The organism is Streptomyces sp. NPDC092045, assembly GCF_044756005.1.
Taxonomy (GTDB): domain Bacteria; phylum Actinomycetota; class Actinomycetes; order Streptomycetales; family Streptomycetaceae; genus Streptomyces.
This window is the reverse complement of sequence record NZ_JBIVSC010000019.1, coordinates 1-25113: the sequence shown is the minus strand read 5'-3', so window position 1 is coordinate 25113 and position 25113 is coordinate 1. Positions and strand designations below refer to the sequence as shown.

The 25113-nt window shown below is 69.5% G+C and carries 22 protein-coding genes and 7 pseudogenes; 17 read left to right on the top strand and 12 right to left on the bottom strand.

Annotated elements, in window-relative coordinates:
• Positions 1-186: 186 nt before the first annotated feature.
• Positions 187-950 (top strand): annotated as a pseudogene (locus tag ACIQKA_RS29095) (IS5 family transposase); the annotation flags it as partial.
• A 115-nt stretch (positions 951-1065) separates the two neighbouring features.
• On the opposite strand, the gene ACIQKA_RS29090 reads toward ACIQKA_RS29095, so the two are convergent.
• The gene (locus tag ACIQKA_RS29090; protein ID WP_402542882.1) at positions 1066-1251 is read right to left on the bottom strand and encodes a hypothetical protein; all 186 of its coding nucleotides are present in this window, start codon (positions 1249-1251) and stop codon (positions 1066-1068) included.
• A 347-nt stretch (positions 1252-1598) separates the two neighbouring features.
• Here ACIQKA_RS29090 and ACIQKA_RS29085 point away from each other — a divergent pair, with 347 nt between their 5' ends.
• Positions 1599-2360, top strand: coding sequence for a VOC family protein (locus ACIQKA_RS29085; protein ID WP_402542881.1), 762 nt, complete (start codon positions 1599-1601; stop codon positions 2358-2360).
• A 13-nt stretch (positions 2361-2373) separates the two neighbouring features.
• Here the strand turns inward: ACIQKA_RS29085 and ACIQKA_RS29080 are convergent.
• The 3 genes and pseudogenes from ACIQKA_RS29080 to ACIQKA_RS29070 form a co-directional block, all read right to left on the bottom strand.
• A pseudogene (locus ACIQKA_RS29080) lies at positions 2374-2780 on the bottom strand (transposase); the annotation flags it as partial.
• Between the two features lie 123 nt (positions 2781-2903).
• Positions 2904-3575 (bottom strand): enoyl-CoA hydratase-related protein, encoded by a 672-nt coding sequence (locus ACIQKA_RS29075; RefSeq protein WP_391097086.1) that lies wholly within the window; start codon positions 3573-3575, stop codon positions 2904-2906.
• Between the two features lie 45 nt (positions 3576-3620).
• Positions 3621-4238 carry a TetR/AcrR family transcriptional regulator gene (locus ACIQKA_RS29070; protein ID WP_402542880.1) on the bottom strand — a complete coding sequence of 206 codons (618 nt, stop codon included), beginning with the start codon at positions 4236-4238 and terminating at the stop codon, positions 3621-3623.
• Positions 4239-5560: 1322 nt separating this feature from the next.
• On the opposite strand from ACIQKA_RS29070, the gene ACIQKA_RS29065 reads away from it, so the two are divergent.
• The 3 genes and pseudogenes from ACIQKA_RS29065 to ACIQKA_RS29055 form a co-directional block, all read left to right on the top strand.
• Entirely contained in the window at positions 5561-5989 is a 429-nt protein-coding gene (locus tag ACIQKA_RS29065; protein ID WP_402542932.1) for a hypothetical protein, read from the top strand.
• Between the two features lie 301 nt (positions 5990-6290).
• Positions 6291-6665, top strand: a complete 375-nt coding sequence (locus ACIQKA_RS29060; RefSeq protein WP_402542879.1) for a hypothetical protein — start codon at positions 6291-6293, stop codon at positions 6663-6665.
• A pseudogene (locus ACIQKA_RS29055) lies at positions 6572-6827 on the top strand (transposase); the annotation flags it as partial. The gene ACIQKA_RS29060 and the pseudogene ACIQKA_RS29055, both read left to right, overlap by 94 nt.
• 20 nt (positions 6828-6847) lie before the next feature.
• On the opposite strand, the pseudogene ACIQKA_RS29050 reads toward ACIQKA_RS29055, so the two are convergent.
• Positions 6848-7234, bottom strand: a pseudogene (locus ACIQKA_RS29050) (ATP-binding protein); the annotation flags it as partial.
• A gap of 915 nt (positions 7235-8149) precedes the next feature.
• Here ACIQKA_RS29050 and ACIQKA_RS29045 point away from each other — a divergent pair.
• Complete coding sequence (locus ACIQKA_RS29045) at positions 8150-8488, top strand: MerR family transcriptional regulator (RefSeq protein WP_402542878.1); 339 nt, start codon at positions 8150-8152, stop codon at positions 8486-8488.
• Positions 8489-8730: 242 nt separating this feature from the next.
• A complete protein-coding gene (locus ACIQKA_RS29040; RefSeq protein WP_043231285.1) occupies positions 8731-8934 on the top strand; it encodes a cold-shock protein in 204 nt (67 codons plus the stop codon).
• A 422-nt stretch (positions 8935-9356) separates the two neighbouring features.
• Here the strand turns inward: ACIQKA_RS29040 and ACIQKA_RS29035 are convergent, their stop codons facing one another.
• The 3 genes and pseudogenes from ACIQKA_RS29035 to ACIQKA_RS29025 form a co-directional block, all read right to left on the bottom strand.
• On the bottom strand, positions 9357-9749 hold the full coding sequence (locus tag ACIQKA_RS29035) for a hypothetical protein (RefSeq protein ID WP_383578626.1): 393 nt from the start codon (positions 9747-9749) through the stop codon (positions 9357-9359).
• A gap of 244 nt (positions 9750-9993) precedes the next feature.
• Positions 9994-10804: pseudogene (locus tag ACIQKA_RS29030) on the bottom strand (transposase family protein).
• 92 nt (positions 10805-10896) lie between these two features.
• The gene (locus tag ACIQKA_RS29025; protein WP_114059034.1) at positions 10897-11388 is read right to left on the bottom strand and encodes a hypothetical protein; all 492 of its coding nucleotides are present in this window, start codon (positions 11386-11388) and stop codon (positions 10897-10899) included.
• A gap of 1083 nt (positions 11389-12471) precedes the next feature.
• On the opposite strand from ACIQKA_RS29025, the pseudogene ACIQKA_RS29020 reads away from it, so the two are divergent.
• Positions 12472-12609: pseudogene (locus ACIQKA_RS29020) on the top strand (XRE family transcriptional regulator); the annotation flags it as partial.
• 157 nt (positions 12610-12766) lie between these two features.
• Positions 12767-13996, top strand: coding sequence for a hypothetical protein (locus tag ACIQKA_RS29015; RefSeq protein ID WP_402542877.1), 1230 nt, complete (start codon positions 12767-12769; stop codon positions 13994-13996).
• 59 nt (positions 13997-14055) lie between these two features.
• Here the strand turns inward: ACIQKA_RS29015 and ACIQKA_RS29010 are convergent, their stop codons facing one another.
• On the bottom strand, positions 14056-14184 hold the full coding sequence (locus ACIQKA_RS29010; protein ID WP_402542876.1) for a hypothetical protein: 129 nt from the start codon (positions 14182-14184) through the stop codon (positions 14056-14058).
• A gap of 1660 nt (positions 14185-15844) precedes the next feature.
• Between ACIQKA_RS29010 and ACIQKA_RS29005 the strand changes: the two genes are divergently transcribed.
• Positions 15845-16759 carry a transposase family protein gene (locus ACIQKA_RS29005; protein ID WP_402542931.1) on the top strand — a complete coding sequence of 305 codons (915 nt, stop codon included), beginning with the start codon at positions 15845-15847 and terminating at the stop codon, positions 16757-16759.
• Positions 16760-17092: 333 nt separating this feature from the next.
• Here ACIQKA_RS29005 and ACIQKA_RS29000 read toward each other — a convergent pair whose 3' ends face one another.
• Positions 17093-18058, bottom strand: coding sequence for a GlxA family transcriptional regulator (locus ACIQKA_RS29000; RefSeq protein ID WP_402542875.1), 966 nt, complete (start codon positions 18056-18058; stop codon positions 17093-17095).
• A gap of 140 nt (positions 18059-18198) precedes the next feature.
• Here ACIQKA_RS29000 and ACIQKA_RS28995 point away from each other — a divergent pair, with 140 nt between their 5' ends.
• The 3 genes from ACIQKA_RS28995 to ACIQKA_RS28985 all read left to right on the top strand — a co-directional run bounded on the left by ACIQKA_RS28995 (position 18199) and on the right by ACIQKA_RS28985 (position 20383).
• The gene (locus ACIQKA_RS28995) at positions 18199-18600 is read left to right on the top strand and encodes a hypothetical protein (protein ID WP_402542874.1); all 402 of its coding nucleotides are present in this window, start codon (positions 18199-18201) and stop codon (positions 18598-18600) included.
• A gap of 192 nt (positions 18601-18792) precedes the next feature.
• A complete protein-coding gene (locus ACIQKA_RS28990) occupies positions 18793-19266 on the top strand; it encodes a hypothetical protein (RefSeq protein ID WP_402542873.1) in 474 nt (157 codons plus the stop codon).
• A 25-nt stretch (positions 19267-19291) separates the two neighbouring features.
• On the top strand, positions 19292-20383 hold the full coding sequence (locus ACIQKA_RS28985; RefSeq protein WP_402542872.1) for an IS630 family transposase: 1092 nt from the start codon (positions 19292-19294) through the stop codon (positions 20381-20383).
• Here the strand turns inward: ACIQKA_RS28985 and ACIQKA_RS28980 are convergent.
• On the bottom strand, positions 20380-21516 hold the full coding sequence (locus ACIQKA_RS28980) for a tetratricopeptide repeat protein (protein ID WP_402542871.1): 1137 nt from the start codon (positions 21514-21516) through the stop codon (positions 20380-20382). The genes ACIQKA_RS28985 and ACIQKA_RS28980 overlap by 4 nt on opposite strands.
• A 28-nt stretch (positions 21517-21544) precedes the next feature.
• Between ACIQKA_RS28980 and ACIQKA_RS28975 the strand changes: the two genes are divergently transcribed.
• Positions 21545-21937 (top strand): AfsA-related hotdog domain-containing protein, encoded by a 393-nt coding sequence (locus ACIQKA_RS28975; RefSeq protein WP_402542870.1) that lies wholly within the window; start codon positions 21545-21547, stop codon positions 21935-21937.
• Between the two features lie 191 nt (positions 21938-22128).
• Here ACIQKA_RS28975 and ACIQKA_RS28970 read toward each other — a convergent pair whose 3' ends face one another.
• Entirely contained in the window at positions 22129-23046 is a 918-nt protein-coding gene (locus tag ACIQKA_RS28970; protein ID WP_402542869.1) for a LysR family transcriptional regulator, read from the bottom strand.
• 107 nt (positions 23047-23153) lie between these two features.
• Between ACIQKA_RS28970 and ACIQKA_RS28965 the strand changes: the two genes are divergently transcribed.
• From ACIQKA_RS28965 to ACIQKA_RS28955, 3 genes and pseudogenes are all read left to right on the top strand, one after another.
• On the top strand, positions 23154-24128 hold the full coding sequence (locus tag ACIQKA_RS28965; RefSeq protein WP_402542868.1) for a DMT family transporter: 975 nt from the start codon (positions 23154-23156) through the stop codon (positions 24126-24128).
• A pseudogene (locus tag ACIQKA_RS28960) lies at positions 24125-24580 on the top strand (cyclase family protein); the annotation flags it as partial. The gene ACIQKA_RS28965 and the pseudogene ACIQKA_RS28960, both read left to right, overlap by 4 nt.
• Before the next feature lie 205 nt (positions 24581-24785).
• The coding region (locus ACIQKA_RS28955; protein WP_402542940.1) for a hypothetical protein at positions 24786-25113 on the top strand (328 nt) is incomplete at its 3' end.

The window sequence follows — 25113 nt, the reverse complement described above, 5'->3', positions numbered from 1 at the left end:
TACGGGACAACCTCTAGGGCCCCACCTGCCGCAACGCCTTTGGCTATGTGCTGATCAAGGAGCCGACACAAGAGCGCGAGATACGTAGGCGGTCTGTGCCCACTGGTGTCCGGCACGGCCCCCGCTGGAGCACTGGGGTGCCTAGGTCGTGTCTTCAATTGATCTTGAATGATGGATCATGGTCGGGTGATACGTCGACATGAACTGTCCGATGAGGAATGGGAGTTCCTCCGCCCTCTGTTGCCCGAGTCCTTGCGTGGGCGGAAGCGGTCGGACGATCGAACCGTGCTCAACGGCATCGTGTGGAAGTTCCGGACAGTCACGGCCTGGCGGGATGTGCCTGAGCGGTACGGCCCTTGGCACACGTTGCACACCCGCTTTCGCCGGTGGGCCCTGGACGGCACCTTCGAGCGGATGCTTCAGGCCGCTCAGGCCCGGGCGGACGCGGCGGGAGGGGTCGACTGGCTGGTGTCGGTTGACTCCACCGTCGTACGCGCCCACCAGCATGCCGCCGGGGCCCGAAAAGGGGGCGCCGCAGCCCCGCGCCCGGACGCTCTCGAGGCAGCCTGACTAGCAAGATTCACCTGGCCTGCGATGCCTTCGGGCGCCCGCTCGCCATTGTGCTCACAGGCGGCAACACCAACGACTGCACTCAGTTCACCACTGTGATGGAGGCAATCCGGGTGCCTCGCACGGGCCCGGGCCGTCCCCGAGTGCGACCCACCCACGTACTGGGCGACAAGGGTTACAGCTCGCGCGCGATACGGACCTGGCTGCGACGCCGCGGTATCAGCCACACTGTCCCCGAGCGGGCCGACCAGATCCGCAACCGGCTCTGCCGCGGCAGCCGAGGCGGGCGTCCACCAGTCTTCAACAAGCAGTTCTACAAGCAGCGCAACGTCATGAAACGGTGCTTCAACCGCCTCAAGCAGTGGCGCGGCATCGTGTCGGCCGCGTCCGTCCCGGCCCAGGTGACCTGGAGCATTCGGTCGAAAGTGCCGTCCGCCGCCCACCGACGGAACAGGGTATGAAGCGTGGCTCATGTCCATCACTTGAAGACACTGCCTAGTCCTCGATGTCTTCGAAGTTCCCCCGCCGGCGCGCCTCCTCCTCGCGCTGCCGCAGCCTTTCCTGCTCGCTCTGGCCGCGCTGCTGCGCCTCATCCTGCGTGCCTTGAAGCTTCTCCTTGGCCCGCTCTGCCCTGTACTTGAGCTGCTCTGCCTTGTTCTGCATCTCTTCGTTGATGCCCATGGTTCTCCTCGGTTCCGGGGTGGAAGGGGCCTTTCCCCGGAACGCACAGGAATGGCTGCCGGCCCTCTTGGCGTACGCCGTTCAGGTGACTGCCCGACCGCGTGCGCTGGCTGCCGAAGACGCCCTGCTGCACTCCCCATGGGTGAATCAGGCCCTCGCGTACGCGTAGGCGGCTTGGCAGTGTGCTCCGTCTACCGATGACAACGCGGATGCGTTGGCCGAACTGGCGTGGCATCCAGGTGGAGGGATTCTGGTCGGCCTCGGAGCGGCCCTCCCGGTCCGAGTAGCACGCGCCAGCGAGAAGGGGAGGGGCAGGGGCGAGAGCATCCCTGCCCCTCCCCTTCTCAGTGGGCTGGTCGGACAGGAAGCAGCTGCTGGTCGGCGCGCCGAGGCGCCCGCCGGTTGCGGTTACCGTGTGGATCTCCTACGGCCCGGCGGATCACACCTCGGGCCTGTACCTGGACGCGTCGACCGAGTACCTGGGCCGCTGGTCCCGCTACAACGAAGGGTCCGGCGACGAGCTGGACACGCTGACCACGTATCTGGAGGACGTCGCCGACATGCTCGAGGCCCCGGACCTGGCGGCCCGGGACAGGCTCGGCCTGGTCGGTGGAGCGCTGGTGTGGGGCAGCAGGCTCGATCCCGCGAGGGAAGACAGGTGGCGCCCTTTGGCCCGCGCGGTGATTCCGGAGCGTCCGCGCCCGCGTGGTGCTTCCATGACGCGTATGAAGAACGAGAATGCGGCTCCGGCCCGTTTCAAGGATTTGGCTCTGGATGCCGTCGACCACCAGGCCCTCGCCGACTGGTGGTGCGCGGCGCTCGGGTACGAGCGGAGTGTCATGGCCGACGGCAGCGCGCGGCCACAGCACTGGCCGGTGCCCATCGTCGACAAGACGGGAAGCGGCCCGCTCATCTGGATCAACCCGGTGTCAGAGCGGAAGACGTTCAAGAACCGCATGCACCTGGACGTGTGGGGGGTTCCCGACCGCTTGGTCGCCATGGGTGCCACAGTGGTGCGGGCACCTGGCCAGGAGATCGACTGGCATGTGATGGCCGATCCCGAAGGGAACGAGTTCTGCGTCTTCACTGATCCGGACGACACTCCCTGAGCTTGTGCTTCATCTACCGAGATCTGCCGGGTTTGCCGATGGCCTTGAGGGTCTCGGGGCGTTTGACCGTCTTGCCGATGTCGTAGCGGGGTGACAGATGCTTGTTCTTGGCGCCGGCTGGCCGTCCGGGGCCGGCTCCTCGGGGTTCGGGAACACGGACCGGGCAGGCGAGGTGGGTGCGAACGTTCCAGAACCCTCGGCGGGCCCGGGCCGGTTGGAGGTGGTCGGTTTCTCCCAGGGTCGGCGGAGGTCCGCAGCGAGGGGCCGGGTGAGCCGGAGCTGGGGGTGGGCGACGATCAGGATCCCGGTCCAGCGGTCAGCCGCCTCGGGGGTGTGGAGTTTCGGGGTGGCCTGTCTGAGGGTCTGCTTCGAGAAGCGGAAGGTGTGCTCCAGGTCGAAGTGACGAAGGAAAGCCTGCCACGATTCGGTTGGCCGCCTCGTAGGCGCTCATCAGCCCTGTCTCCTCGGGCGGTGGACGATGGGACGGTCCGCCCCCGGGCGAAGCTTCCGAGGGCGGTGCGGTGCGGTCGGTGAGGTGCCGGTTCAGCCGAGCGGGGCGACAGTGTCGCGCAGGGTGGCCAGGACCGGGGCGTACATGCGGGCCTTGATGGTTCCGAGGGTGTCGCCGGCCTTGTGCACCTGTGCCTGGGCGATCTCGATCGCGGTGGAGCGCACGGCGTCCTCGGCGACGGCCTGGTCGACGATGCCGGCGGCCTCGGCGTCGGTGCCGCCGTAGCGGCGGGCGGTGAGCATGGCCGTGTGCGCGGTCTGCGGCGCCAGGCGGGACTGGATGAGGGCGGCCATGCCGGGGGTGAAGGGGATGTTGATGTCCGCTTCGGGCAGGCACCAGTAGCCGCGGTCGGCGCGCATGACACGGAAGTCGTGGGCCAGGGAGAACATGGCGCCGGCGGCGAAGGTGTGCCCCTGCAGCGCGGCTACGGTGATCACCGGTAGCGACAGCATCCGTGTGAACAGCTCGTGGACGGAGACGACGTAGTCCTGGTGCTGGTCGGCGTGGGCGAACAGCCACTCCAGGTCGAGCCCGTTGGAGTAGAACTTGCCCGTGGCGGCGGTGACCAGGGCGCGGGGCCCCTCCGCCTTCTCCACCTCGTCGAGCGCGGCACCGACGGCGGTGATCCAGTCGGGGTGGAAGCGGTTCTCCCCGTCTCCGAGGTCGAGGACGAAGACGTTGTCGTGGCGGTCGAGCGAGGGCATGGCGACTCCTTCGTTACTGATCTGACGTGGGTCAAGGTCTGCGAGCTACGCCTTGGGCCGGGGCCCGGACCCAGTGCCCGGGCGGTCGCGCAGGGTGTGGAGGAGCAGGTCGTGGATCTCGGCGGCGGCGGCCTCGATCGGGGCGGTGCTCTGCTCGGCCCGGCACATGATCACCGCGCCTTCGACCGCGGCGATGATGAAGGCGCCGAGCCGGCGGCTGCGCTCCTCTGGCAGCCCGTGCCGGACGAGGAGTCCTGCGAGGGCTTCCTGCCAGCGAGCGAAGACGACGGCGGCGGAGCGGGCGAGCCGGGGTGCGTCGTCGTTGGTCTCGACGGCCACCGCCACGATCGGGCACCCGGCCCGAAAACCGCTCTCCACGAGCCGGTCGCGCCACAGCGCGAAGAACGCGTCGACCGCCTCCACCGGATCGTCCGCCTGCATCGCGGCATCGATCAGGCCCGCGATGAAGTCCCCCGCCAAGGCCACCGCCTCGTCGATGAGCTGCGCCCGCCCGCCGGGGAAGTGGTGGTACACCGAACCCCGGGGGGCTCCGCTGTGAGCGAGCACCCGGTCGATGCTGGTCGCGCTCGCCCCGTACTCACGCAGCAGCGCGGCGGCGCTGAGGACCATCCGGTCACGGCTCTCACTCCTGCGCGGACTCACCTGCCCAGCACCTCCCGACGACGACATGGTCCCGGACAACGAATCAGCTACCTGTCGGTAACTTATGGGGTATGGCATAGAGCATGCAAGAGCTGCGAGGGCGGGAGATCCGGGGCGAGCGCCGTCTCTCGCTCTGGTCCCGACCGGCGGCGAGCCGCCTCGCGTACGCCACATCCACGCTGTCGTCGATGCGGAACCGGACACCCGTGCTGCGCCAGGCCTCGACGTCCGGGACGATCAGGTCCACGAACGCGACGGGCTCTTCGTAGAGGCGGCTGTAGCGAGCGGAGGCCGCGACGTCGTCCTCCGCGGTCCCCTCGGCAGGGCCCTCAAGAGCCGGGCGAGGTTGTGGCCGGAGAGAATGACCTCCCGCGCCCTCTCCAGTTCTGCCTGCCGCGCGCCGGCCCCGAGTTCCGGTCCCGAGCAGATTCTCGGACCTCTGCGCCCCGCCTGCGCGGGAACGCATCCGAAGGCGTACGTAGGGCGGACGGCTCCCTTGTCGGCTCCCCGCACGCGCGGGGACCGGCTTTCCTTCTCCACCGGCCGCCTCCCCGCGCCCCGGTAGGGTCGGGGCAGCCCGCGCCGATATGACGTGCGCGGGCCAGGCCCGGTGCCCAGCGCGCTCTGGGAGCAGTACCACCGGGCCGCCCTCCTCTCCCTTCCCGCTCCGCCTGTACGTACGGATCGCCTGTGCGAGCCGGACGGGGCCAGGCACGAAACGGAGCTGGCAAGGTTCCAGGCGCAGACCGAAGCCTGACGACGGCGCAGATACGGATATCCGCATCTGACCCTCGTGCGCTTGTCCACTCAACGCTGCCGGGGTGGGTGCAGGGGCGCCGGCCGCGCCGAAGCCCGCGCGGACCACCGCACCGTCCGTGCGCTCGCCGGAGTCACCGCGCTCGCCTCCGCCGTTGCCGCGCACTGCCGGGCGATGGCCGTCCGCGAGGACCTGCGGCTGACCGGCGCGGACGACCAAGCGCTCGCCGCGGCCCGCGCCGAGTCGTATACGGCTCGTTCCGTGGCCGAGTCCCCGCGGGGCCTGGTTTCGCGTCGGCCGTCGAACGGGCCGCCGGCCCGCCCGGCCTCGTTCGCGTCCTGGGCCTCCTCGTCGGCGGCCCGCCTCCGCGCATCCCCGCCTGGTCGTGGTGGTCGGTTTGGCCGGTGGTGTGGGGGTAGGCAGTGTGGTGGAGTGCCTGGATAACGCCCCTGGCCGGCCGTACGCGGAATTCCCCCGATGCGTGCGGCCGGCCCTTGTCGTGGGGCGACCGCCTTCAGCCCGCGGCCGGAGGGCGGCCCAGGTTTCCGCTCCCGCGCGGCAGTTGGTGCACGTACGGCACGAGCAGGTCGCCATCCTCACCACCGCCTCCCATCCCGACCCTGTGGGCCGCGTCGGACTACTCGCCCGCCCGGCCGGGCTGCTGTCCTTCGCCGCGGTCGCCGACACCGTCCTCGCGGCCCGGGTGCAGCTGACCGGCGCGGAGTCGATGCGCGAGGTGAACGAGACGCTCCGTGCGCTCACCGGGGGCATGCAGGCCCATTTCACCGGCCCCGGCGTCGCGCTGGAGGTCACGCTCGGCAGACGGCAGGAGCTCCCGCTCCACGAGGCGCACACCGCGGACCTCATCCGGCTCTTCCGCCACGCCGCCGGCACCGTCGGCGCCCGCAGCTCGCCGGGAGGCGGCCGGTGCTTCCACTGCAGCGGGACCGGGCGTGCCCGACCCTTGTGGGAGCCGGCGGCCGGACAGGCGTGAGCGGCACGCAAGAACGCCCGCGTCCGAGACTGTCCTTCCGGGCGCTGCGGGACGCGGGCGGGCGTACGGACCTCGGAGACCTACGCCGGTACGGGCGCCGCCTGCGGGCGCAGCGCCGCGAGAGGGGAGCGCCGGCCCTTCTCCATGGTGCGCACCTGCTCCCAGTCGACCTCGGGGTTTCGGCGGGCACCGCGTCGAGGGACGCGGTGGTGTAGAGCGCGACGTTGACGGCCCCGGCCCGGCTGGTGCCGAAGCGGACCTCGATCGGCTGCGAGGGGCGGACCCATCCGAGCCGGACCACGTGGTTGAACTCGGCAGGTCGCACCCCGAGCCGGGCGGCGGCCTGGTCCGGCCCGAGCGGGATCTCGGCGGCGACCAGGTCCGCCAGGTCCTCGCGCCGGCAGACCTCCTCGGCCTGGCCGGGATGGTGCAGCGTGCCGTCCGGGTTCGCGCTCAGGTCGGACAGGAGGCCGCGGTCGACGAACCGGCGGACCACGAACGCCGTCACGTTCGCCGGCTCGCCGTGAATGGTCCGGTTCGGAGTGCCGAGGGCGGCGGCGATCCGGTCGGCCGCCGCGCCGCCGAAGAAACGACGCCCGTATCGCCCAGCGCGGCGCGAAAACCCCGATCCAGACCAACGGGCGGTGGGTCGTCGAGCGCACGAACTCCTGGATGAACAACTTCGGCAAGCGCCGACGTTGCACCGAACGGAGGGGAAGCGGCCGTCAAGTTCTTCCTCGCCCTGGCCGCCACCGTCATCACGGTCCGTTGCATGGTCCGATGCGCCTGGGCGCTCTACCACTGGAGCACCCGCCCTCGAAGCCCACGAGTCCGATGACCTACTGGCGGACACCCTTGGCGGGGGAGTAGGGCGCTTACGGTCTTGCCGCCGGCCCTGTGGCGGGACACAGCGGTGGCGCGGGCGAGGTGGTTGACCATGGGCCACCCGAAGCCTCCAGTTCCGCCGTCGAGGTCGGGGGTACGCATGCGGGGGGCCTGGGGGCTGGGGTCGCCTGCGGCCACTTCGATGCTGTCTCGGTGTGCGGTCAGGTCCAGGACGCAGATGCCGCCGCCGTGCCGCAGGGCATTGGTGGCGAGTTCCGAGACCGCCAGGACCACGGTGTCGGCGGCCTAGGACGCGAGCGCCGGCATGAGCCCGTCGAGGAAGGACCGGGCCCTGTCACGCGCCCGGGCGATGGAACCCGCAGGGTGGTCGATCGCGATGTCGACGCTCGTCGTTTCCATCGGATCCCCCTGGTCTGCGGATCACTCATGCCCGGTCCTCTCGCCCGCCGCATCTGCCCCGAGAAGCAGCGATCAACCAGGTGCGACCGCCCTGCGCCCCGCCCGCGTCATTGCCCGAAGCTGATTACCTCACCGTCAGGCACACGAAAATCTGTATCGGCCACAGTAGACATTGGGCAGTGGCAGGGCTATGGTTTCTTCCGTAGCCGAGAAGGACAGCAAGGCCTGGCAGAGACGAACTGCCGGCAAGCAGTACCAGCAGTACAGGTAGTTGCAGTTCGCAGGACGGTGCGGCGGCGGAGTTTCGAAGCCAGGGTTGTTGCAGGACGGCGACGGGACTGGCGGCCGGACCAGGTGGCCCGCAGTGATCAGGGGCCGCCGCGCGGGACCGTGGTCATGGCATGTGCGGTACCCGTGAGTGCGCAGTTCACAGCAGTGAAGTAATGGAGCGGTACCCCTGGTGAAGGCGTCGGCTGCGGGCGCGCGCATCGGGAAGTTCGGCAGTGGGGTTCCAAGCCAGAGCAGACGCAGGACGGGCAACGGGGCTGGCTGCCGAAGAGTGGCGCTGTCACAGGTCACTGAGCGGTTCGCATCACCAGCAGTACCCGCAGTAGAGCAGTACCAGCAGTACCGCAGTGGTAGGTAGTTGATCACCGAGGGAAGAACGGAGGAACGAAGCACCGTCAGGATCGCCCGGACGGAAGACTTGAGTCCGGGTACCGCAGGACATCGATAGTGAGGTGGTCTCCGGTCAAGCAACCGCGATCCCCGCACGCCCGACAGCAAGCAGGTCGGGTACGCGGACACAGAAGGCCGGCGCAGTATCAGGGCCGGCAGGTGCTGTAGTAGTTCCTTCGGGGCCCTGGTGCCAGTACGGCACCAGGGCCCCTCCGCGCGTTCCAGAGAGAGGTGCAGATGACAGCAGATGACTCGTACGGCCGACTCGACGACGACGACTATCCCGCCTACACCATGGGCCGGGCCGCCGAAATACTCGGCACCACTCCCGCCTTCCTGCGGGCCCTGGGCGAGCACCGGCTGATCACCCCGTTGCGCTCCGAGGGCGGCCACCGCCGCTACTCCCGCTACCAGCTGCGCATCGCCGCCCGCGCCCGTGAACTCGTCGACCAGGGCACCGCCCTCGAAGCCGCCTGCCGCATCATCGTCCTTGAGGACCAGCTCGAAGAGGCTCAGCGCATCAACGCCGAATACCGCCGCGCCGCCGAAACGGCAAAGCCGCAGACCGCAGCCTGAGAACAGCGCGCCCGCCAGACACCGATCCCCCGCACAGGGCGAGGCGTGAAGCGGGAAGCGTTTTCTGTGGTGACAGTGAGTGCGGGCGCGTACTGTCCTTGTTAGCTGTCGTGGTTCGGATCTTCCCTTTGCCCATGCCTCCAGCTTGGGCTTTTTTGCTGTGCTGTGCCGCAGGAACCAGGGCGATCACCTCCGCCTCCCGCAACCGTGTGGGCGGCGTTCATCGACTGGAAGGCATGGACATGGCTACGGGAACTGTGAAGTGGTTCAACGCGGAGAAGGGCTTCGGCTTCATCGCCCAGGACGGCGGCGGCCCGGACGTCTTCGCCCACTACTCGGCGATCAACTCCTCGGGCTTCCGTGAGCTCCAGGAGGGCCAGATGGTGACGTTCGACGTCACGCAGGGCCAGAAGGGCCCCCAAGCGGAGAACATCACCCCGGCCTAACCCTCCCAGCCTCCGACTGCGGGCACCCAGATCGGCTCCGTTTGCCGACAGTTCGGTAGCGTGCGACCCGAACGGCGGAAGCCAGGCCGGCGTCCCAGAGGCAACGGACACGCACCGGACGAGGGCTGCGTGACTGCGCGCGGCCCTCCTCCGTGGTGGTGCACTGTCGTCTCCCGCGCGGTCGCCCCACGGAGCGGCAGGCCGGGTGCCACCGCCATGCAGAGACGCTTAGCCTGCGTGACTCCTCGGTCGCTTGGGCAGGGAAGCGCATCAGGAACAGGGGCTGTGGAGGACAGTCAGCGGGGTGCTGAGGGCGATTCCCGGGCTGGTCTGTATCCGGCGTTCCTGAGTCTGCCTGACCCCAGGGGAGTGCAGGATCGAGACATGATTTCTGCACTGCGGTCCGCGCGAAGGCTGCGCGGTCAGCGACGCCGGCCGCCGCCGATGCGGCGGTCGTCGGCCAGTGCGGTAAGCGGGCCGAACTCGCAGGCGAGCTCGTTCCACGTCAGAACCTCGCCACAGCGGTCCGGGAACTCCTTCGGGTTGAACTCGGGCATGGTCCAGGTGCCAGTGCCCCGGTCCCGCAGCCACAGGTCCCCCTCACCGTCGACCACAGTCGGCGGGACCGGAACGGGCTCGGCCTGATCAGTGGGCTCCCAGGTGACCCGGCCCGGGTGGGAAACGCGGCGCAGCTCGGTGGTGGCCAGCCGCGCGGCCAAGTCACGGACGGACTCTTCGGCGTCCTTGACCGACTCGAGTCGGAACGCGTCGTCAAGTACGGGCAGGGCTGGATTCTTGCTGCGCTTTGAACTCATACGCTGATTACCTCCGGTGGGGGGGGGGCGCCGCATCCGTTATGGCACCCCATAGAGGAACACGGTATCCGAGACGGAAGCCCGGCGAGTCGGATGCAGGTTCGGGTCACAGGCTGAGTCATGCGGCCTGGAGGACCGGTCCGGTCATGACAGCCTCGGATTCGACAGGAGGCAGTCGGCTGAGTGTGACTGCCGACGACGACTGCGGTAGGTCCGCTTTCATACACGCTTCAGTGAGTCTCTTTCATCCTGAATAGTTGCAGGTCAGCAATGTCTGGACGGCCTGGACGATAGTGCTGATGCGTCGGGTGGAGCATCTGGCCCGGCGGAGCAGTCGCCAGGACTTCAGCCGGGCGAAAGCGCGTTCGCCGGGGGCTCGGAATCGAGCGTGGTCTCGGTTGAACTGCTGGTAGTGCTCTGGTTGTTCACGGTGGTGGTAGTACGGCGTGCGGAAGGTGGCGCCGGCGCCCTGGTAGGCGCGGTCGGCGAGGACGAGGATCTGCCGGGTGAGGCAGGTCTGGACGACGGCTGTGGGCGCGGGCCGCGGTCAGGTCGTGGGTCCGGCCGGGTGTCGCGCGGGAGAACCAGAGCGGTGTGCCGTCGGGGCGGGTAATGACCTGCACGTTCATCCCGTGCTTGCGATGCTTCATCGAGTAGTACGGCTCGTCCGCAGCGATGCGATCGATCGGGATCAGCGTGCCGTCAACGATGACGTGATCGTCCTCACCGAGACCGGTGAGCGCTTCGTGGAGGCCCGGCGCCCAGCCCGCCAGCACGTCCAAGGTCTCGTCGACGTACCGCCAGGCGGTGGCCCGGGATATCCCGAAACCCCGGCCCCGAGCTGCGAGAACGTCTCGTTCTTATGCAGGTGCACCAGCGTGAGCAACGCCTGCTTGAAGCAGCCGAGTTTGCGCCGGCGGGTGTTGCGGGCTTGGCGGTGTTCGTGCAGCAGCCAGGCGAAATGCTCGACGAGCTCGTGAGGGACGTCGAGCATGGCAGGATACGGAAACCTTCAGGGCCCCTTCGGTCGCCGGTGTGATGAGTGGAATCACCACGCCAACGACGAGGGGCCCTGCCTCGTCACCGCCCCCGCTGACCTGCCCATTTCACCCTCCAGCACAGGATGAAAGAGGCTCAGTTGCTAGCCCTACTTCTCGATGACGAAGTAGATGGCCCGGTGCTCATCCACCTTCTCCAGCAGGCCACTGTCCGCCAGTCGTCGGTACACCTCTCGGATGTACTTCTCGGAGGGGTGGTAACCGGCATCTCGCAGGGTCTGCATTCCGCGGCTCGGGTCCCAGGTTCCGCCGAGCGCGCGAACAGACTTCTCCAGGGACTCTCGCTGGGTGTTCTCAGCCTTCTGCACCTTGGCCATGTGGTTGCGGATGCTTTCAGGGGCGCCCTTGTAGTCGCAGTGGTCGCACTTCTTCCAGGCGCCCGCTTCGACGGCTGCGTCGGTGACGGGGTTGTCGGGGCCGTAGCCCTGGCTCTTGAGGAGCTCGGCAACGGAGCCGTTGTGGTGGACGGCGAGGTAGGCGGCTTCGGCGATCTTGTCATGACCGGCGGCGAAGGTGCGTCCGTAGCCGATGGCGGTCTGGCAGCCGCAGTGGCAGCGGTTGGTGGTCGCGGTGTCTGTCATGCCGTCAGGTTAGCCACTCCGGAAGCCTCTAGCAATGCTTGGAAACCCTTGGATTTCTAGGGTGGTAGAAGGTGGGTGGCGCTCCGTACCCCACGCTGGGCGCTACATGTTTGGCCGGTTCGAAGCAACAACTCGCAATGGGAGAGAGCAAGGGAGGCAGGCATAGGAGTGTGGCCGTAGCCGAGACAGTCGCCCAGCTGATCTGGGAGGACGGGGAAGGTGAGCACGGCGTGGACGTCGAGCATCACCACATCGACCACCCCGTCCTCACCTCCAAGGCCCCCGCCTGACCTGCCCGCCCCGTGCGCCCGCCCGGACCCCGGGCGGGCGTACCGCCGTTCCACCGCCCCGCCGCCCCGGGGGCGCTGGCCGCGCGGTCACTAGTCACGGTGGATCCGGGCCGCGCCACCACCAGGCCGTGTCCCTCCTGCGGGAGCGTGGCCTCATGCACCCCCGTCGCACCCTCTTCGCCGCCCTGGCCGCGCTCCTCGTGAGCGGGTGCGTGGCCGTCCCCCACACCCCGGCCCCCGCCCCGCCGGCCCGTCGCTCTCGCGCCTGCCGACGCCCGACCGCCGGCCCCGCTCCCCGCTCCGGCCGGCCCGGCCCCGGCCGCGCCCCGCGAAGCGCTCGACGTCACCGACCCCCGGCCGCCCGGCGCTCCTCCGGGGCGCGCCCTGGCGAGGACCGCGCTCGTTCCCGCGCCCGCCGCGGCGGGGGCGCGCACAGCCGCACGGCCCGCCCCTGCCGGAGCCGCCCGCCGGACCACGCCGACGACCCGCCGCCCGGCGAAGAGCACGGCGCCGGGCCGGCAGCCGACGGCCGGTCAGGCGCCGCAGATGCGGCAGCTGTGCCGTCAGGCGCAGCAGATTCAGGCGCCCATGGGCGCGGGGGAGTGGTGCCGCAAGGCGTACGGACGCTGATCCCGCGCCGTACCCGGCCGGCGGCGCAAACGGCGCGGAAAACGCCGGACGGCAAGGAGGTCCACGAGAGGGGACCGACGCTCCGGATCCCGATCCGGCCCGGTCCGTCAAGGGCGGTACCGTCGTCGGTGCCGACAACGGCGAGTAGGGGAGAGCAGAGGCGATGAGCAGGTTCGCAGACGGCCTGGACGCCGCGGTACACAGGGCCTTCACCCGCCCGGTGCCGAAGTCGGCCGGTGCGCAGATGCGCTACCTGGTCGAGCAGGTCGGCGGCACCAAGGCGTGGAGCGCCGTTGCTCGAGGACGTCCTTGTGTGAACCGATGCCGCGTCTGTGGAGCGATGCCTCGCAGTGTGCTTGCCCCGCCTGCGTGAGCTGGGCTTTTCGTTCCCTGAGTGAGAGAGCGGGTGTGACCGAACCGCCGTCCTGGATGTCAGTGCCGGCTGTTTGCATGAGCCCATGGACACCGTGTACACGACCGCCGCTCTCCTCCCGGACCCCGCCGGGCTCCGCGCGCATCTGCGCGCGCTGGCCGTGCTGGACCAGGCGATCTGCCGCGACCCGCGGTTCTCCTGCTACTCCTTCTCCACCACCTGGGGGCCTGGGACACAGGCGGCCCTGATGGACAACGGCTCGGGTGACGACTTCTCCGCCCTGTTCAACCCGGCCGGTGTGCTCGTCCGCGGCTTCGACCACGAGTCGGAAATGAGCCCGTACGGCACGGATGACGAACAGGTCTGGCCCGGTGTCATCGACGAGGTGCCCGCCGCGCTGCGCCCGCTCCTGGACGACCCGGCCTTCGTCGACGAGGGCCTCGGCGCCCCGCGGGTCACCGCCTGCCTGTGGTGGGAGACGGGCGCCAGCGCCTGGCGCACCGGCTCGGGCATCGAGTTCCCCTCGGGCAGCCCGGACCCGGACGGCTCCGGGCACCTCTTCCGCCTCCTCACCGATCGCTCCCCCGAAGCCGTCCAGGCGCACTTCGAAGAGGACTACGGGCGGCCCGTCCCCCTCGACACCGTTCGCCACGTCCTCGCAGGCCACCCCCTGACCCCCGAAGCCGCCCGCGGTCTCAACCCGGCCGCCCTCTCCGACGAGGCTCTGCTCCGCCGGATCGCCGCCGAGCCTGAAATCGAGGCGTACCTCGCCTGCGACGGCGAGTTCGACCTCACGCGAACCGACCCCATCGAGTCGATCACCCTCCCGGCCGGCCTCCCGGTGGAGCCCGTGGCCGGCTGCAACGCGGGAGGTACCCACTACCTCTGCGGCCCGGCCGGCTCCGACCGCGCCCGCCCCGTCCTCTACACCGACTCCGAAGGCCAGGCCTCCCTCATCGCGGAGTCCCTCGCCGAGGCCCTGACCCTGGCCATCGTCCTCCCCTCCTGGCACGACGCCCTGGCCGGCTTCCGTCCCCCCGCGCTCAACGCCGACTACCTTGAGGACAACCCGGACCACCCCGAGGTCCGCGACCGCCTCCTCGCCGCCCTCCGCCTCCCCCCCCCCGGCCACCGAGCCCGAGGTCCTGGCCCGCCTCCTCACCACAGCCGCCCGCACCGTCCCGGACGGCTTCCTCCCTTCGGTCAAGGGCAAGGAGGACGCGGCCTTCGAACCGATGCTCCGTCTGCCGGCCAAGTAGGACAGCCCCACCGCGCGCCGCCTCTCGGCAGCCCGCCAGTAGTTCCAACTACCTGAGTTACACCGCTCGTTTGACAGACCCGCGCCACCAGATCCTTGGGCATTGCCGCCGCGGGTCAGGCGGCCTCGTCGATGTACGCCTCCCGTTCCCGGCCGATCGGGTACCTCTTCGCCGCTGCGGTGGGCCGGCGGAACGTCCCGTCGTGGTGCCACCAGTCGTTCGACTCGCGGGAGGGTGCTGCCACTGCCCGGGCCGAAGAGCACCGGCTTCGGCTCACTGGCTAGAAGAGCGTGGCGGCCGTCACCCTGGCCAACTGCTTGCCGTGCTGGTGGAAGTGGCCTGTCGTCTGATGGGCACCGGAATCCGTTGTGGGCATTTTATCCGTTTCGGTGAAAGTGGTTCCGGGGGAGCTGTTGGTGGGGTAGAACTGCAGGTCAGAAAGACTGCTCCCCGCACCCGCGGGGATGGACCACACCGTCACGCCCCGGGATGAGAACGGCGAGCCTGCTCCCCGTACCCGCGGGGATGGACCCAGGGTCAGCTGGCTGGCGCCTTCGGCGGAGTCCTGCTCCCCGCACCCGCGGGGATGGACCCGGGCGAATGCGGGACCTCCGGGGTCGCTTCGTCTGCTCCCCGCGCCCGCGGGGGATGGACCCGGATGCGGGAAGAATGTCGTCGCCCCCGGCAGCTGCTCCCCGCGCCCGCGAGGATGGACCCAAGCCGGATAGGGCGAAGGCCTCCGGCGGTCACTGCTCCCCGCGCCCGCGGGGATGGACCCCTAACCGATCCGGTCGGCCGCCGCGCGGCGCTCTGCTCCCCGCGCCTGTGGGGAGGGACCCTTGCCCTTGGAGGCTTTCGGGAACGCCTTCCTCTGCTCCCTGCGCCCGCGGGGATGGACCCGCAGGCCGTAGATCCGGCGGCGACGGCCAGGGCGTGGCCCTTGAAGGAGCAGTCGGGCGCAGGGCAGCTCTGCCCGCTCCCCGTCCAGTCGTAACGGAGCGTCACTCAGCACGGAAGCTGAGCCAGAACCCGAGAACGGGAGTCGTTTATCGACGGCTTCGGGAGGTACTGCGTGGGTCGGTTCCTTGATCAATGTCAATGAGTTTGGGAGTCAGTCACGGCCCAGTGGACGGTTCGAAGGTCATCGCTCGACGTAGGCCCCGAGGCGTCGCCGCTGCCATTCTTCGACCGCGATCCGGTCCGTAAGGACGGAGCGGCCGATGTACGGCGTGGTGGTGGCGCGGGCCAGGCACTGAAGCTCGGTCAGGTCGAGCCTTTCACCTTCCAGTGCATTGGGTGGCCGCCTGGGCATAGCGGGCAGCGGCAGCGGCTAGTACGGTACGAGCCCGACTTGGAGGGGGAGCGAATGTCGGACATTGGGTGGTGCGGGCGGCCAGGGTGCAGCAAGCCTGCTCGCAGGAAGCCATATCCAGGTATCGGCTATCGATGCCGGGGCTGCGGTCGCATCGAGGTCGCTGAGAGGGTGCGGGCGGAGCTTGAGAGCGGAAAGGTATGGGAGCGGGTCCAGCAGCAGGGTCGCCCAGCACCTCATACCGACCACGAGCGGCAGCGCAATCGGGAGCAAGAGCGGCGCGAGCAGGCTGTTGCACGAGCCAGGCAGCAGCGAGAGACCCAGAGGGAAGCCTCGCGGGCGTTGAAGCCGCCAGGGCCATTGCCGGAGCGGAGAGCAGCCTGGTTCGAGTCCGGCGGCGGAGACCGCTGGTAGCGGAGACCACCCGCATAAGGTCCCGGTGTCCAGCCACGAAGCAGCCACGCGTGAAGCCCGGGCCGCAGATTGGCCGGGTGCCACTTACCCGAGAGTGTTGACGCGGTTCTCGTCTTCGCGACGGGCCTTAACGAGTTGGTGCGTGATAGCGGGTGGGCATGCTCTGCTGGTGGAAGGCATGGTGGATCGTTCGGTCCTGGCGCATCCGTTGTTCACAGGTGTCTCGCAGGCGCATTTGGCATCGCTGGTGGCGGAGTCGGCTCAGCCGTGGGTGGTCGCGGTCGAGGGTCGCCGGCACCAGGCTCGGGGCGGTGTGAGGAAGCGGGCGCAGGGAGCGGGTGCCAGGCATCGGCTGGTGTTCGTGGACCGGCTGGTGGCCACCCTCATCCATCTGCGTCACGATCTCCCGCACGCGGTCCTGGCTCTTCTGTACGAAGTGGACCGTTCCACCATGACCCGGGCGGTCGGTGAGGTGCGCTCCCTGTTGGCCGGGAGAGGATGTGCCGTCCCGGACCGGCCAGGACTGCGGCTGCGGACCCTGGAAGACGTCTTCGCCTACGCCCAGGCCGAAGGTGTCCAGCTGCGGCTGGACGCCACCGAGGTCCAGGTCCACAGGCCCACCGCGGGCCGGGGCGGCCGACGGGCGTTCGTGTCGGGCAAGAAGAAGCAGAACACGATGAAGGCCACTGTCATCGCCGACGGCCGCGGCCGCACCTTGTGGACCGACGCCCTGTGGCCGGGCCGTATGCACGACGCCACCGCCGCCCGCACAGCCGGCGTCACCCACTGCTTCCACGCCTTCGATCAGGTCCAGGTCCTCCTCGATGACGGCTACCTCGGCCTGAGCAGAGACCACCGGGGCAAAGCCCTCACCCAGCCGCGCAAGCCACGTCCCGGCGCGCCCCTTCCCTTCTTCGAACACAACGAACGCCAGCGACACGAGCACTCCTCCAGACGGATCACCGTCGAACACGCCCTCGCCGACCACAGGCGCTGGAAACAACTCCAGCGCTGGACCCACTGCCGCGACCGGCTCCCCGACACCTACCAAGCCATCGCCGCTCTCGTCTCCGACCGCAACATCACCGACTGAACAAGCCCCTGAACAGGCCGGACACGGCCCACCTGCTATCACGCACCAACTCGTAAGACGCTCGTATGAAGAGCCGATCCTGCGGTTGGCTTCGTCGGTCTGAAGCGAGAACGATTGATGCCGAGTTCGGGAATCAGATGTTGATCAGGCGGATCCCGAGTGGTGTCGTGTTCCGAGAACACTTGGTCGGCGTGTAGAGGTGTGGAGAAGGCCGATGAGCAGAATGAGTGCCACCTCTGGCGGGGTCGGTGAGGGTGGTCTGGAACATTGCTGAAGATCTCGCTGAGGAGCTGTCCGGACAAGCTCTCGGTCCTGTTGGTCGCCCCGCCCGTCTCAGGCCGGGCGCATTGCCGCCCGGTAGCGGGACGGGGCGATCCCGAACCGCTCCGTGAACGCCTGCCGCAGCGCCTCGGTGCTGCCGAAGCCGCAGCGCGCCGCCACGCTCGCCATCGGCAGCGTCGTCGAGGCGAGCACGTGCGCAGCGGCTTCGGTGCGGGCCTGCCGGACGTAGCGGCCCGGCGCCCGGCCCAGCTGCTCCGTGAAGAGACGGGTGAGGTGGCGGGGCGTCACCCCAGCCCGCGCCGCCAACGCCGCCGTGCTCAGGTCGTCGTCCGGGTGGGCCGCGATGTGCTCGATGAGCGTGCGGACCCCGTCGTCAGGGGCTGACGGGGTCGCGGTGAACAGGCTCATCTGCGCCTGGTTCCCGGGCCGTTGCAGATATACCACGAGGTCCCGGGCTACCTGGCGGGCCAGCTCGGGGCCATGGTCCTCCTCGACGAACGCGAGGGTGAGGTCCAGGGCGCTCGTCACACCGGCCGCCGTGTAGACGTGACCGTCGCGGACATAGATCGGGTCCGGGTCCACTGCCACCTTCGGGTGCCGCTCGGCGAGCAGACGGGCGAAGCGCCAGTGGGTGGTCGCACGACGGCCGTCCAGCAGCCCGGCGGCTGCCAGTACCGCCGCACCCGTGCACACCGACGCCACCCGCCGGCTCTCCCGCGCCAGCCGGCGCACATGCCCGACGAGCCGCGTGTCTGACGCCGCGCGCTCGTACCCCGTACCGCCGGAGACAATCAGCGTGTCGAGGGGGCCGCTCAGCCGCTCCAGCGACCGCTCACTGCCCAGGACGAGCCCCGAGCCGCAGACGAGGGGACCGCCACCCGGACCGGCGAGGAGCACCCGGTACGGGACCTCGGGCGCACCTATCCCATTGGCCATGGCCAGGGTCGTGGTCACGCACGCGATGTCCAGCAACTCGGCCGACTCGTAGCCAACCACCACCATGAGCCTCTCAGCCATGCCCCGACCCTATGCCGGAAGGACGGGTACCCCAAGGGAAAGGACATGGCGGCCGGACACCGCTTCCCGTCGGCCCGCATGCCTTGGACAGTGGTTCTAGCCCACATTCGTCCGTACGCCCGAGCGCGGGAGGCACCCGGATGCACACGATCGCGCACCGCTGGCCCACTTTGATCGCCCTGGCCATGGCGGCTCTGACCTTCCTCGACGGCCGGCCCGCGCCAGAGTTCCTCGCGGGAGTCCTCGCCGCGATGCCGCTGTTCTACCTACTCTTCGGCGTGTTTCGGGGCGAACTGCGGCGCCCGGGCGTCCTCGCCGGACAGCTCGCCGGCCTCGTAGGCTTCGCCGCCGTCGCCCTGTCGGCCCTCTTCCTGAACGGCACTCTCGCCCTGCTCGTCCTCGCGGCCGGCTGGCTGGGCCACGCCGTCTGGGATGCCGTCCATTACGCAAGGGCCCAGGTCGTGCCCCGGCAGTGGTCCGAATGGTGCGGCGTCTTCGATGCCTGCGGCGCTCTGGCCCTGCTGCTCGCCGCGGTGGCCTAGCAGAAGCACTGCACAAACGTGGCCCCGAAGCAAGCACCGAGGTGTTTCCACATCTCAGCGACATCAGTGTCCGGTCGAACCAGGCGTTCTCGCCGCTGAGCAACAGACGTTCTCGAAAGCCGTCTACATAGCCATGCGGTGGTCGGTAAAAGCCAGGCGTCGTGTCAGTGTCCGCGCGTAGCGTCTGCACGCATGGACGAACAAGGAGGGACCACGGCGCTTCGATTCTCGACCTGGCCGCAGATGAAGATTGCCCGCGCGAGTCAGCACCTCGCCGACCTGCGAGCACGCATTACCTTGTGGGCCACCAGTGCCCCCTACACCGTGGAACCCCGCATCTCCGACGACCGGACGACCGTGTCGTTCCTCGTGAAGGTTGTCGTCCCGCCGCCGACCGACGAATGGTCTCTCTACCTCGGTGACGCCCTGCACGCCCTGCGGAGCGCCCTGGATGCCTGCGTGTGGGAACTCGCCCACCTGGATGGCCAGGAGCCGTCCAAGCCGCGCATGATCGGCTTCCCGGACTCTCGTACCGAAGCCACCTGGAACAAGGCCCGGTGGGACAAGCTGCAAACCGTCCCAGACCTGTATGCCGAGCGGATCAAGCAGGTCCAGCCGTTCAGCACGCATCCTCAGCAGCCTGACCTGAGCGCTCTAGTGACCTGAGTCTGAGATTCATAGTTAGTTGGGCATGAGTCGTCCGGGTCCGAAGATTCCGCCGTTGTCGGTCACTGATGCACAGCGGGCGGTGCTGGAGGGCTGGTTACGCCGTCGTTCGACGGCCCAGGCTTTGGCTCAGCGGTCACGAATCGTGCTGGAGTGCGCCGAGGGTCACTCGATCATGGAGGTGTCCCGTCGGCTGCGGATCGCTCCGGACACGGTCCGCACCTGGCGGCGCCGCTTCATCGAACGGGGCCTGGACGGCTTGTGCGACGACCCGAGGCCCGGCGTCCCCAGGAAGATCACCGACGCCGATGTCGAGCGGGTGATCGTCAAGACGCTTGAGGAGACGCCGAAGAACGCCACCCACTGGTCGACCAGATCGATGGCTGCGGCGACGGGCATGTCGCAGTCGACCATCTCGCGGATCTGGCGGGCGTTCGCCCTGGCGCCGCACCGGGCCCAGACCTTCAAGCTGTCCACCGACCCGTTGTTCATCGACAAGGTCCGCGACGTCGTCGGCCTCTACCTCGACCCGCCGGAGAAGGCCCTGGTGCTCTGCGTGGACGAGAAGTCGCAGATCCAGGCCCTGGACCGGTCCCAGCCGGTCCTGCCGATGATGCCCGGGGCTCCAGAACGCCGCAGCCACGACTACGTCCGGGCCGGCACCACCACTCTCTTCGCCGCCCTCGAGGTCGCCACCAGCAAGGTCATCGGATCCCTCCACCGCCGCCACCGGGCGGCGGAGTTCAAAAAGTTCCTGGCCAAGCTGGACAAGGAAGTCCCGGCTGATCTGCAGGTTCACCTGATCCTGGACAACTACGCGACCCACAAGACGCCCGACATCAAGAAGTGGCTGCTGGCCCATCCGCGGTTCCTCCTGCACTTCACGCCGACCAGTGCGTCCTGGCTGAACCTGGTCGAGCGGTGGTTCGCCGAACTCACGCAGAAGAAGCTCAAGCGCGGCGTCCACCGCTCCGTCCAGGCCCTCGAACGCGACATCCGGGCCTGGCTCGCCAACTGGAACGAGCACCCCAGACCGTTCGTCTGGACGAAGACCGCCGACGAGATCCTCGACAAAGTCGCCGCCTACTGCCACCGAATCTCTGACTCAGATCACTAGTTCCACACCGCGTACCGGAAGCCGTAGAAGGTGATGTGCTCCAGCTCGTCGTAGTCGCCCTCCAGCACCGATTCGTGCAGGGGGCGGCTCCATTCGGCAGCGCCGGCGGCCGCACGGCAGCCCCCGCCGTGCTTGCCGGTGCTCTCCCGGATGGGCGAGGGGATTCTGTCGGCCTCGGGGCGGCCCAGGGCCGCGTACGCCTCCTGCCCCTGCCGCAGTGCCGCGGTGCCAGCGGCCCCGTCCCCGAGGGCCAGGTGCGCCCAGCCCAGACTGAGCAGGGCACCGGCGGCAACGATCGGGTCGCCGCCCTGTTCGGACAGCGCGAGCGCGCGGGTGGCGCAGTTCAGGGCCGATTGGGCGTAGCAGTCCGGGCAGATGGCCAAGTAGAGGGCGGCGAGATTACTCAAGACCACGAGCTGGGCGGCTCGGTTGTCGCGTTCGATGGCGATCCGCAGTGCGTGACACAGGTGCCAGATCCCGCAGTGCCCATACTCGGATGGGTTCCAGAACAGGAGGGTGCGCCCAAGGTTTATGTGCGCGTTCTGCCTGGTGTCGGCGAGGGCGCCGGTGCCCTCGCCGTCGACGTGGACGTGACCGTCGCGGACAGCATCGAGGATCGACAGGGCCCTCAGCAGCGTGTCGGCGGCCTCAACGTGTCGACCGAACATGCACTGCGCGTCGCCCAGGGCGACGAGCGCCTGCGCCGCCCCCAGCACATCCCCTCGGGAGCAACAAATGTCCAGGTCGGCTTGGTGATTGGACGCGGCGTCGCGGTAGCGGCCCAGCTGATACTGGACGAGCCCCAGGTTGTGCAGCACCCAGCCCCTGACAGGCTCGTTCGGTGCGAGCAGCGCCGCGCGTTCCAGGTGGGGCAGCGCCTTGTCGGGCTGGTGGTTCACGCGGTAGGCGTTGCCGAGGTTCGAGGAGGCTGTGCAGACATCGTGCGCGCTCAGGTGCTGCGCTGCTTGCAGGGCCGCTTCCGCGGCGGCGGTCCACTCCCGGCTGTGCCTGCGGAACTCCCAGTACGTTGCCATGTCACCGGTCAGTTGCACCGCTTCGCGCCACCGGGCGCGCTCGCAGGCGGCTGCCACGGCCCCAGCAACACCGCCGTGTTCCGCGTCCAACCACTCCATCGCCTCCCACCGGTCCTTTGAGCGGCCCGTGCCCCGGGATAACCTGCGGCAGGCCGCGGGGGACGTGGTGCTCGCCGCGACCGACCGGCCCGAACACTGGCAGCTGAGAGTCGACACCACCCACCCCGTGCTCTTCGACCACCTCATGGACCACGCCCCCGGCATGCTGCTCCTCGAGGCCGCCCGCCAGGCCGCGCTGGCCACCGCGCATCCGCACCCGATGGCCGTCACCGGCATGGACTCGGACTTCGTCCGGTATGCCGAGATGGACGCCCCTTGCCTCCTGGTCACCGAACGCCTCACGGACCCCGACCGCGTGTGGGTCAGCGCCCACCAGCACGACCGCGAAATCTTCACCAGTCTGGTGACTTTGACCGAGGCCCCCACCGCCACGACCACCCCCAGCGACCTCGCGGTCTGACCCACGCAGAACTCCTCCAGCCTCTTGTGCCCGGCCGGTGCGGCGGCCGGGCACAAGAGGCTGGAACCGCATCCACGACGAACAGGCTCTGCCAGGCGCAACGGCTCGGCATCATGCGCAGCTCGGCACAAGCGACTTGGCCCACCTGCACCACTCGGACCGACCCGCACAACGAACAAGGCCAGCTGGAGTCAGTGTGGCGCGGCCCCCGTGGGCGGCTCTGTGGATGCTGCGTCGCGGAGGGCTGACAGGAGGCCGCGGAGAGCGGGCTGGTCGAGGGCGGTTTCGCGGGCCACCGCCGAGATCACGCGGACCGGTTCGGGGTTGCGGACCGGGCGTACGACGACACCGGGGTGGCGGCCGCGCAGCCCCAGCCTCGGCATCAGACCGACGCCGAGGCCGGCCGCGACGAAGCCCTGCGCGGTGGCGTAGTCCTCGCTGCGGATGACGAAGTCGGGGCTGAACCCGGCCGCCGCACAGGAGCCGATCACCGGTTCCAGGCAGGGACCCGGCGGTTCACTGCCGACCCACTGCTCCCCGGCCAGCTCGTGCAGGTCGATGACCTCCCGGTCCGCGAACGGATGCCCCAGGGGCAGGACGGCCATGTACGGGTCGTCCAGGAGATGCACGAGACGGAAGCCGTCGCCCGCCCGGCCCTGCGCCTGGACCACCACGGCCAGGTCGGCCCGGCCACGGACCACCTCCTGAAACGGGTCCTCAGGATCGGCGAGTTCGAGGTCGACCCGGACCCCGGGGTGTTCCGCGCGGAGCCGGGCGAGGGCCGGGGCCACCAGCGTGGAGCCCGCCGTGGCGAAGTACCGGACGGACAGGGTGCCGATGCGTCCGGCGCGCAGGTCGGCGAGGGCGCTTTCCGCTTGGGCGACCGCCGAGCTGATCAGGGCCGCGTGCTCGGTGAGCAGCAGACCGGCCGGGGTGGGCCGCACCCCCCGCCCGACCCGTTCGAGCAGCTTGGTGCCGGCCTGCTTCTCCAGCGCCGCCACCTGCTGACTCACGGCGGACGGGGTGTAGCCGAGGTGGGCCGCGGCCGCGGTGACCGTCCCGCTGGTGACCACCGCACGCAGAACCTGGAGGCGCCTCACATCAAGCATGTAGCACAGCTTAACAGAATAGGTAGAGTCATTTGCTTGTCCTCACAACTCGGCTGCGGCATGGTCGAAGAATGAGGCATATGCCGTCCGGACGGAGGAGGAGCATCGTGAGCAGTGGGACACGAAGTCTGCAGGGCGGAGTACGGGTGGCCGTGCTCGCCCTGTCGTGGGGCTCGACCTTCCTCTGGATCGAACTGGCGCTGCGCGGCCTCTCCCCGCTCCAGGTCACGTTCATCCGCTGCCTTCTCGGCGCACTCGTCCTCACCGTCGCCTGCTACGCCTCGGGCCGGCGCCTGCCGCGTGGCCGTACCGTCTGGCGTCACATCGCCGTCGCGGCCTTCTTCTGCAACGCGCTCCCCTTCGCCCTGTTCAGCCTGGGCCAGCAGACCGTCGACTCCGGCCTCGCGGGGGTCCTGAACGCCACGACCCCGCTGTGGTCGATCGCCCTCGGCCTGGCCCTCGGCTCGGAACACGGACTGCGCCCGGTCCGCCTGACAGGCCTGCTGCTCGGCTTCGCCGGCACGATCCTCATCCTCGCCCCGTGGCAGTCGGCCGGGGCCACCGGCTGGGGAGCCCTCGCCATTTTCGGCGCGGCCGCCAGCTACGCCGTCGCCTTCACCTACATGGGCCGCACGCTGGTGCGCAGGGGTACTCCTACCATCTCGCTCTCGGCCGCCCAGCTGATCGCCGCGAGCGGGCTGACCGCCGTAGCGCTGCCGATCGGCGGTCTGGAGTCGATCGACCCGGGCCCGGTGGTCGTGGTCGCGGCCCTGGTCCTCAGCGTCCTCTGCACCGCGATCACCTTCCACCTCACCTACCGGATCATCAATGACGAGGGCGCCACCAACGCCGCCGTGGTCGGCTACCTGTTGCCCGTGGTCTCCGTCCTTCTCGGCGCGATCGTCCTGGGCGAGGGCCTCAGTGTTCGGGTCGTGCTGGGCATGGCCGTGGTCCTGGTGGGGGTCGGGATGACCCGCCGCAAGGACCCGAAAGCCACGGCTCCGGGCCGGACCAGCGAGGCAGAGCAAGAGGACACCCCGGCGACGACCATCCGTCAGCTCGCGCCGGAGACCGCCGGATGACCTCCGGCGAGCCCCGGCTGTGGTCGGCGTACCGCGAGCTGGCCGAGGGCACGGTCCGCACCGACCTCACCCATACCTCCCGGTCGGGGCAGCCGCGCTTCGCGGGCTTCGGCGACGAGCACCGCAAGACCCTCTTTGACCGGGAGCGCGGCGACGGTCTCACCGCGCACCGATGCACCCTGGCCGGCCAGTGGGGCACCCACGTCGACCCGCCTGCGCACTTCGTGGCCGGGGCCCGCACCCTGGACCTGATCCCGGTCGAGGAGATGATCCTCCCGCTGGCGGTGCTCGACATCACTGCCCGGGGCGAGGCCGACCCCGACACCACTCCGACCCTGGACGACGTACGGGCCTGGGAGCGGCGCAACGGCCGGTTCCCGCCCGGGGCGTTCGTCGCCCTGCGCACCGGGTGGAGCTGTCGCTGGCCGGACCCGGTGGCGATGGCCAACCGGGACCGGGAAGGAACCAGTCGCACACCGGGCTGGTCGGCCGAGGTCCTGACGTACCTCTACCACCTGGCCCATGATCATGGACACCGCAGGCAACGTCCTCACCCTCCACACCCCCCACCCCACACCGCCCGCCCCCACCCGACCGCTGGCACCCCCCACTCCCGACCCAACACCAGCGCCGCCCGTACCGGTCCCGCTTGCTCCTGTGGCTTCCGACTGGACCGCCCCCCTCCCGACCGCCGCCGAACCTGCCTACACCGCCCTGCGGACCGCGGAACGCACCGGAGACCTCGCGCAAGCCGTCGCCCTCGCGACCAAGCTCGAAACTGACCTGGAAGCCCACTACAGACCGCTGCACCCCTACACGGTCAACCTGCTCTCCCTGCGCCCCTCCCTGGCCCTGCGCCAGGGAGCCGACTGGTACGAGGTCGTGGACCTCCTAGTCCGCACCGCGAACCGCCGCCGCGACGCCCACGCCCAACCGGTCCCCAACGCCTCCGGTACGCAGACCCGCGCGTCAGCCGCAGGGGTCG

Coding starts and splice junctions, on each gene's coding strand:
- ACIQKA_RS29090 (WP_402542882.1), bottom strand. CDS start 1,251: ATGGGCATCAACGAAGAGATGCAGAACAAGGCAGAGCAGCTCAAGTAC.
- ACIQKA_RS29075 (WP_391097086.1), bottom strand. CDS start 3,575: ATGCCCTCGCTCGACCGCCACGACAACGTCTTCGTCCTCGACCTCGGA.
- ACIQKA_RS29045 (WP_402542878.1), top strand. CDS start 8,150: ATGACAGCAGATGACTCGTACGGCCGACTCGACGACGACGACTATCCC.
- ACIQKA_RS29040 (WP_043231285.1), top strand. CDS start 8,731: ATGGCTACGGGAACTGTGAAGTGGTTCAACGCGGAGAAGGGCTTCGGC.
- ACIQKA_RS29035 (WP_383578626.1), bottom strand. CDS start 9,749: ATGAGTTCAAAGCGCAGCAAGAATCCAGCCCTGCCCGTACTTGACGAC.
- ACIQKA_RS29025 (WP_114059034.1), bottom strand. CDS start 11,388: ATGACAGACACCGCGACCACCAACCGCTGCCACTGCGGCTGCCAGACC.
- ACIQKA_RS29015 (WP_402542877.1), top strand. CDS start 12,767: ATGGACACCGTGTACACGACCGCCGCTCTCCTCCCGGACCCCGCCGGG.
- ACIQKA_RS29005 (WP_402542931.1), top strand. CDS start 15,845: ATGGTGGATCGTTCGGTCCTGGCGCATCCGTTGTTCACAGGTGTCTCG.
- ACIQKA_RS29000 (WP_402542875.1), bottom strand. CDS start 18,058: ATGGCTGAGAGGCTCATGGTGGTGGTTGGCTACGAGTCGGCCGAGTTG.
- ACIQKA_RS28995 (WP_402542874.1), top strand. CDS start 18,199: ATGCACACGATCGCGCACCGCTGGCCCACTTTGATCGCCCTGGCCATG.
- ACIQKA_RS28990 (WP_402542873.1), top strand. CDS start 18,793: ATGGACGAACAAGGAGGGACCACGGCGCTTCGATTCTCGACCTGGCCG.
- ACIQKA_RS28985 (WP_402542872.1), top strand. CDS start 19,292: ATGAGTCGTCCGGGTCCGAAGATTCCGCCGTTGTCGGTCACTGATGCA.
- ACIQKA_RS28980 (WP_402542871.1), bottom strand. CDS start 21,516: ATGGAGTGGTTGGACGCGGAACACGGCGGTGTTGCTGGGGCCGTGGCA.
- ACIQKA_RS28970 (WP_402542869.1), bottom strand. CDS start 23,046: ATGCTTGATGTGAGGCGCCTCCAGGTTCTGCGTGCGGTGGTCACCAGC.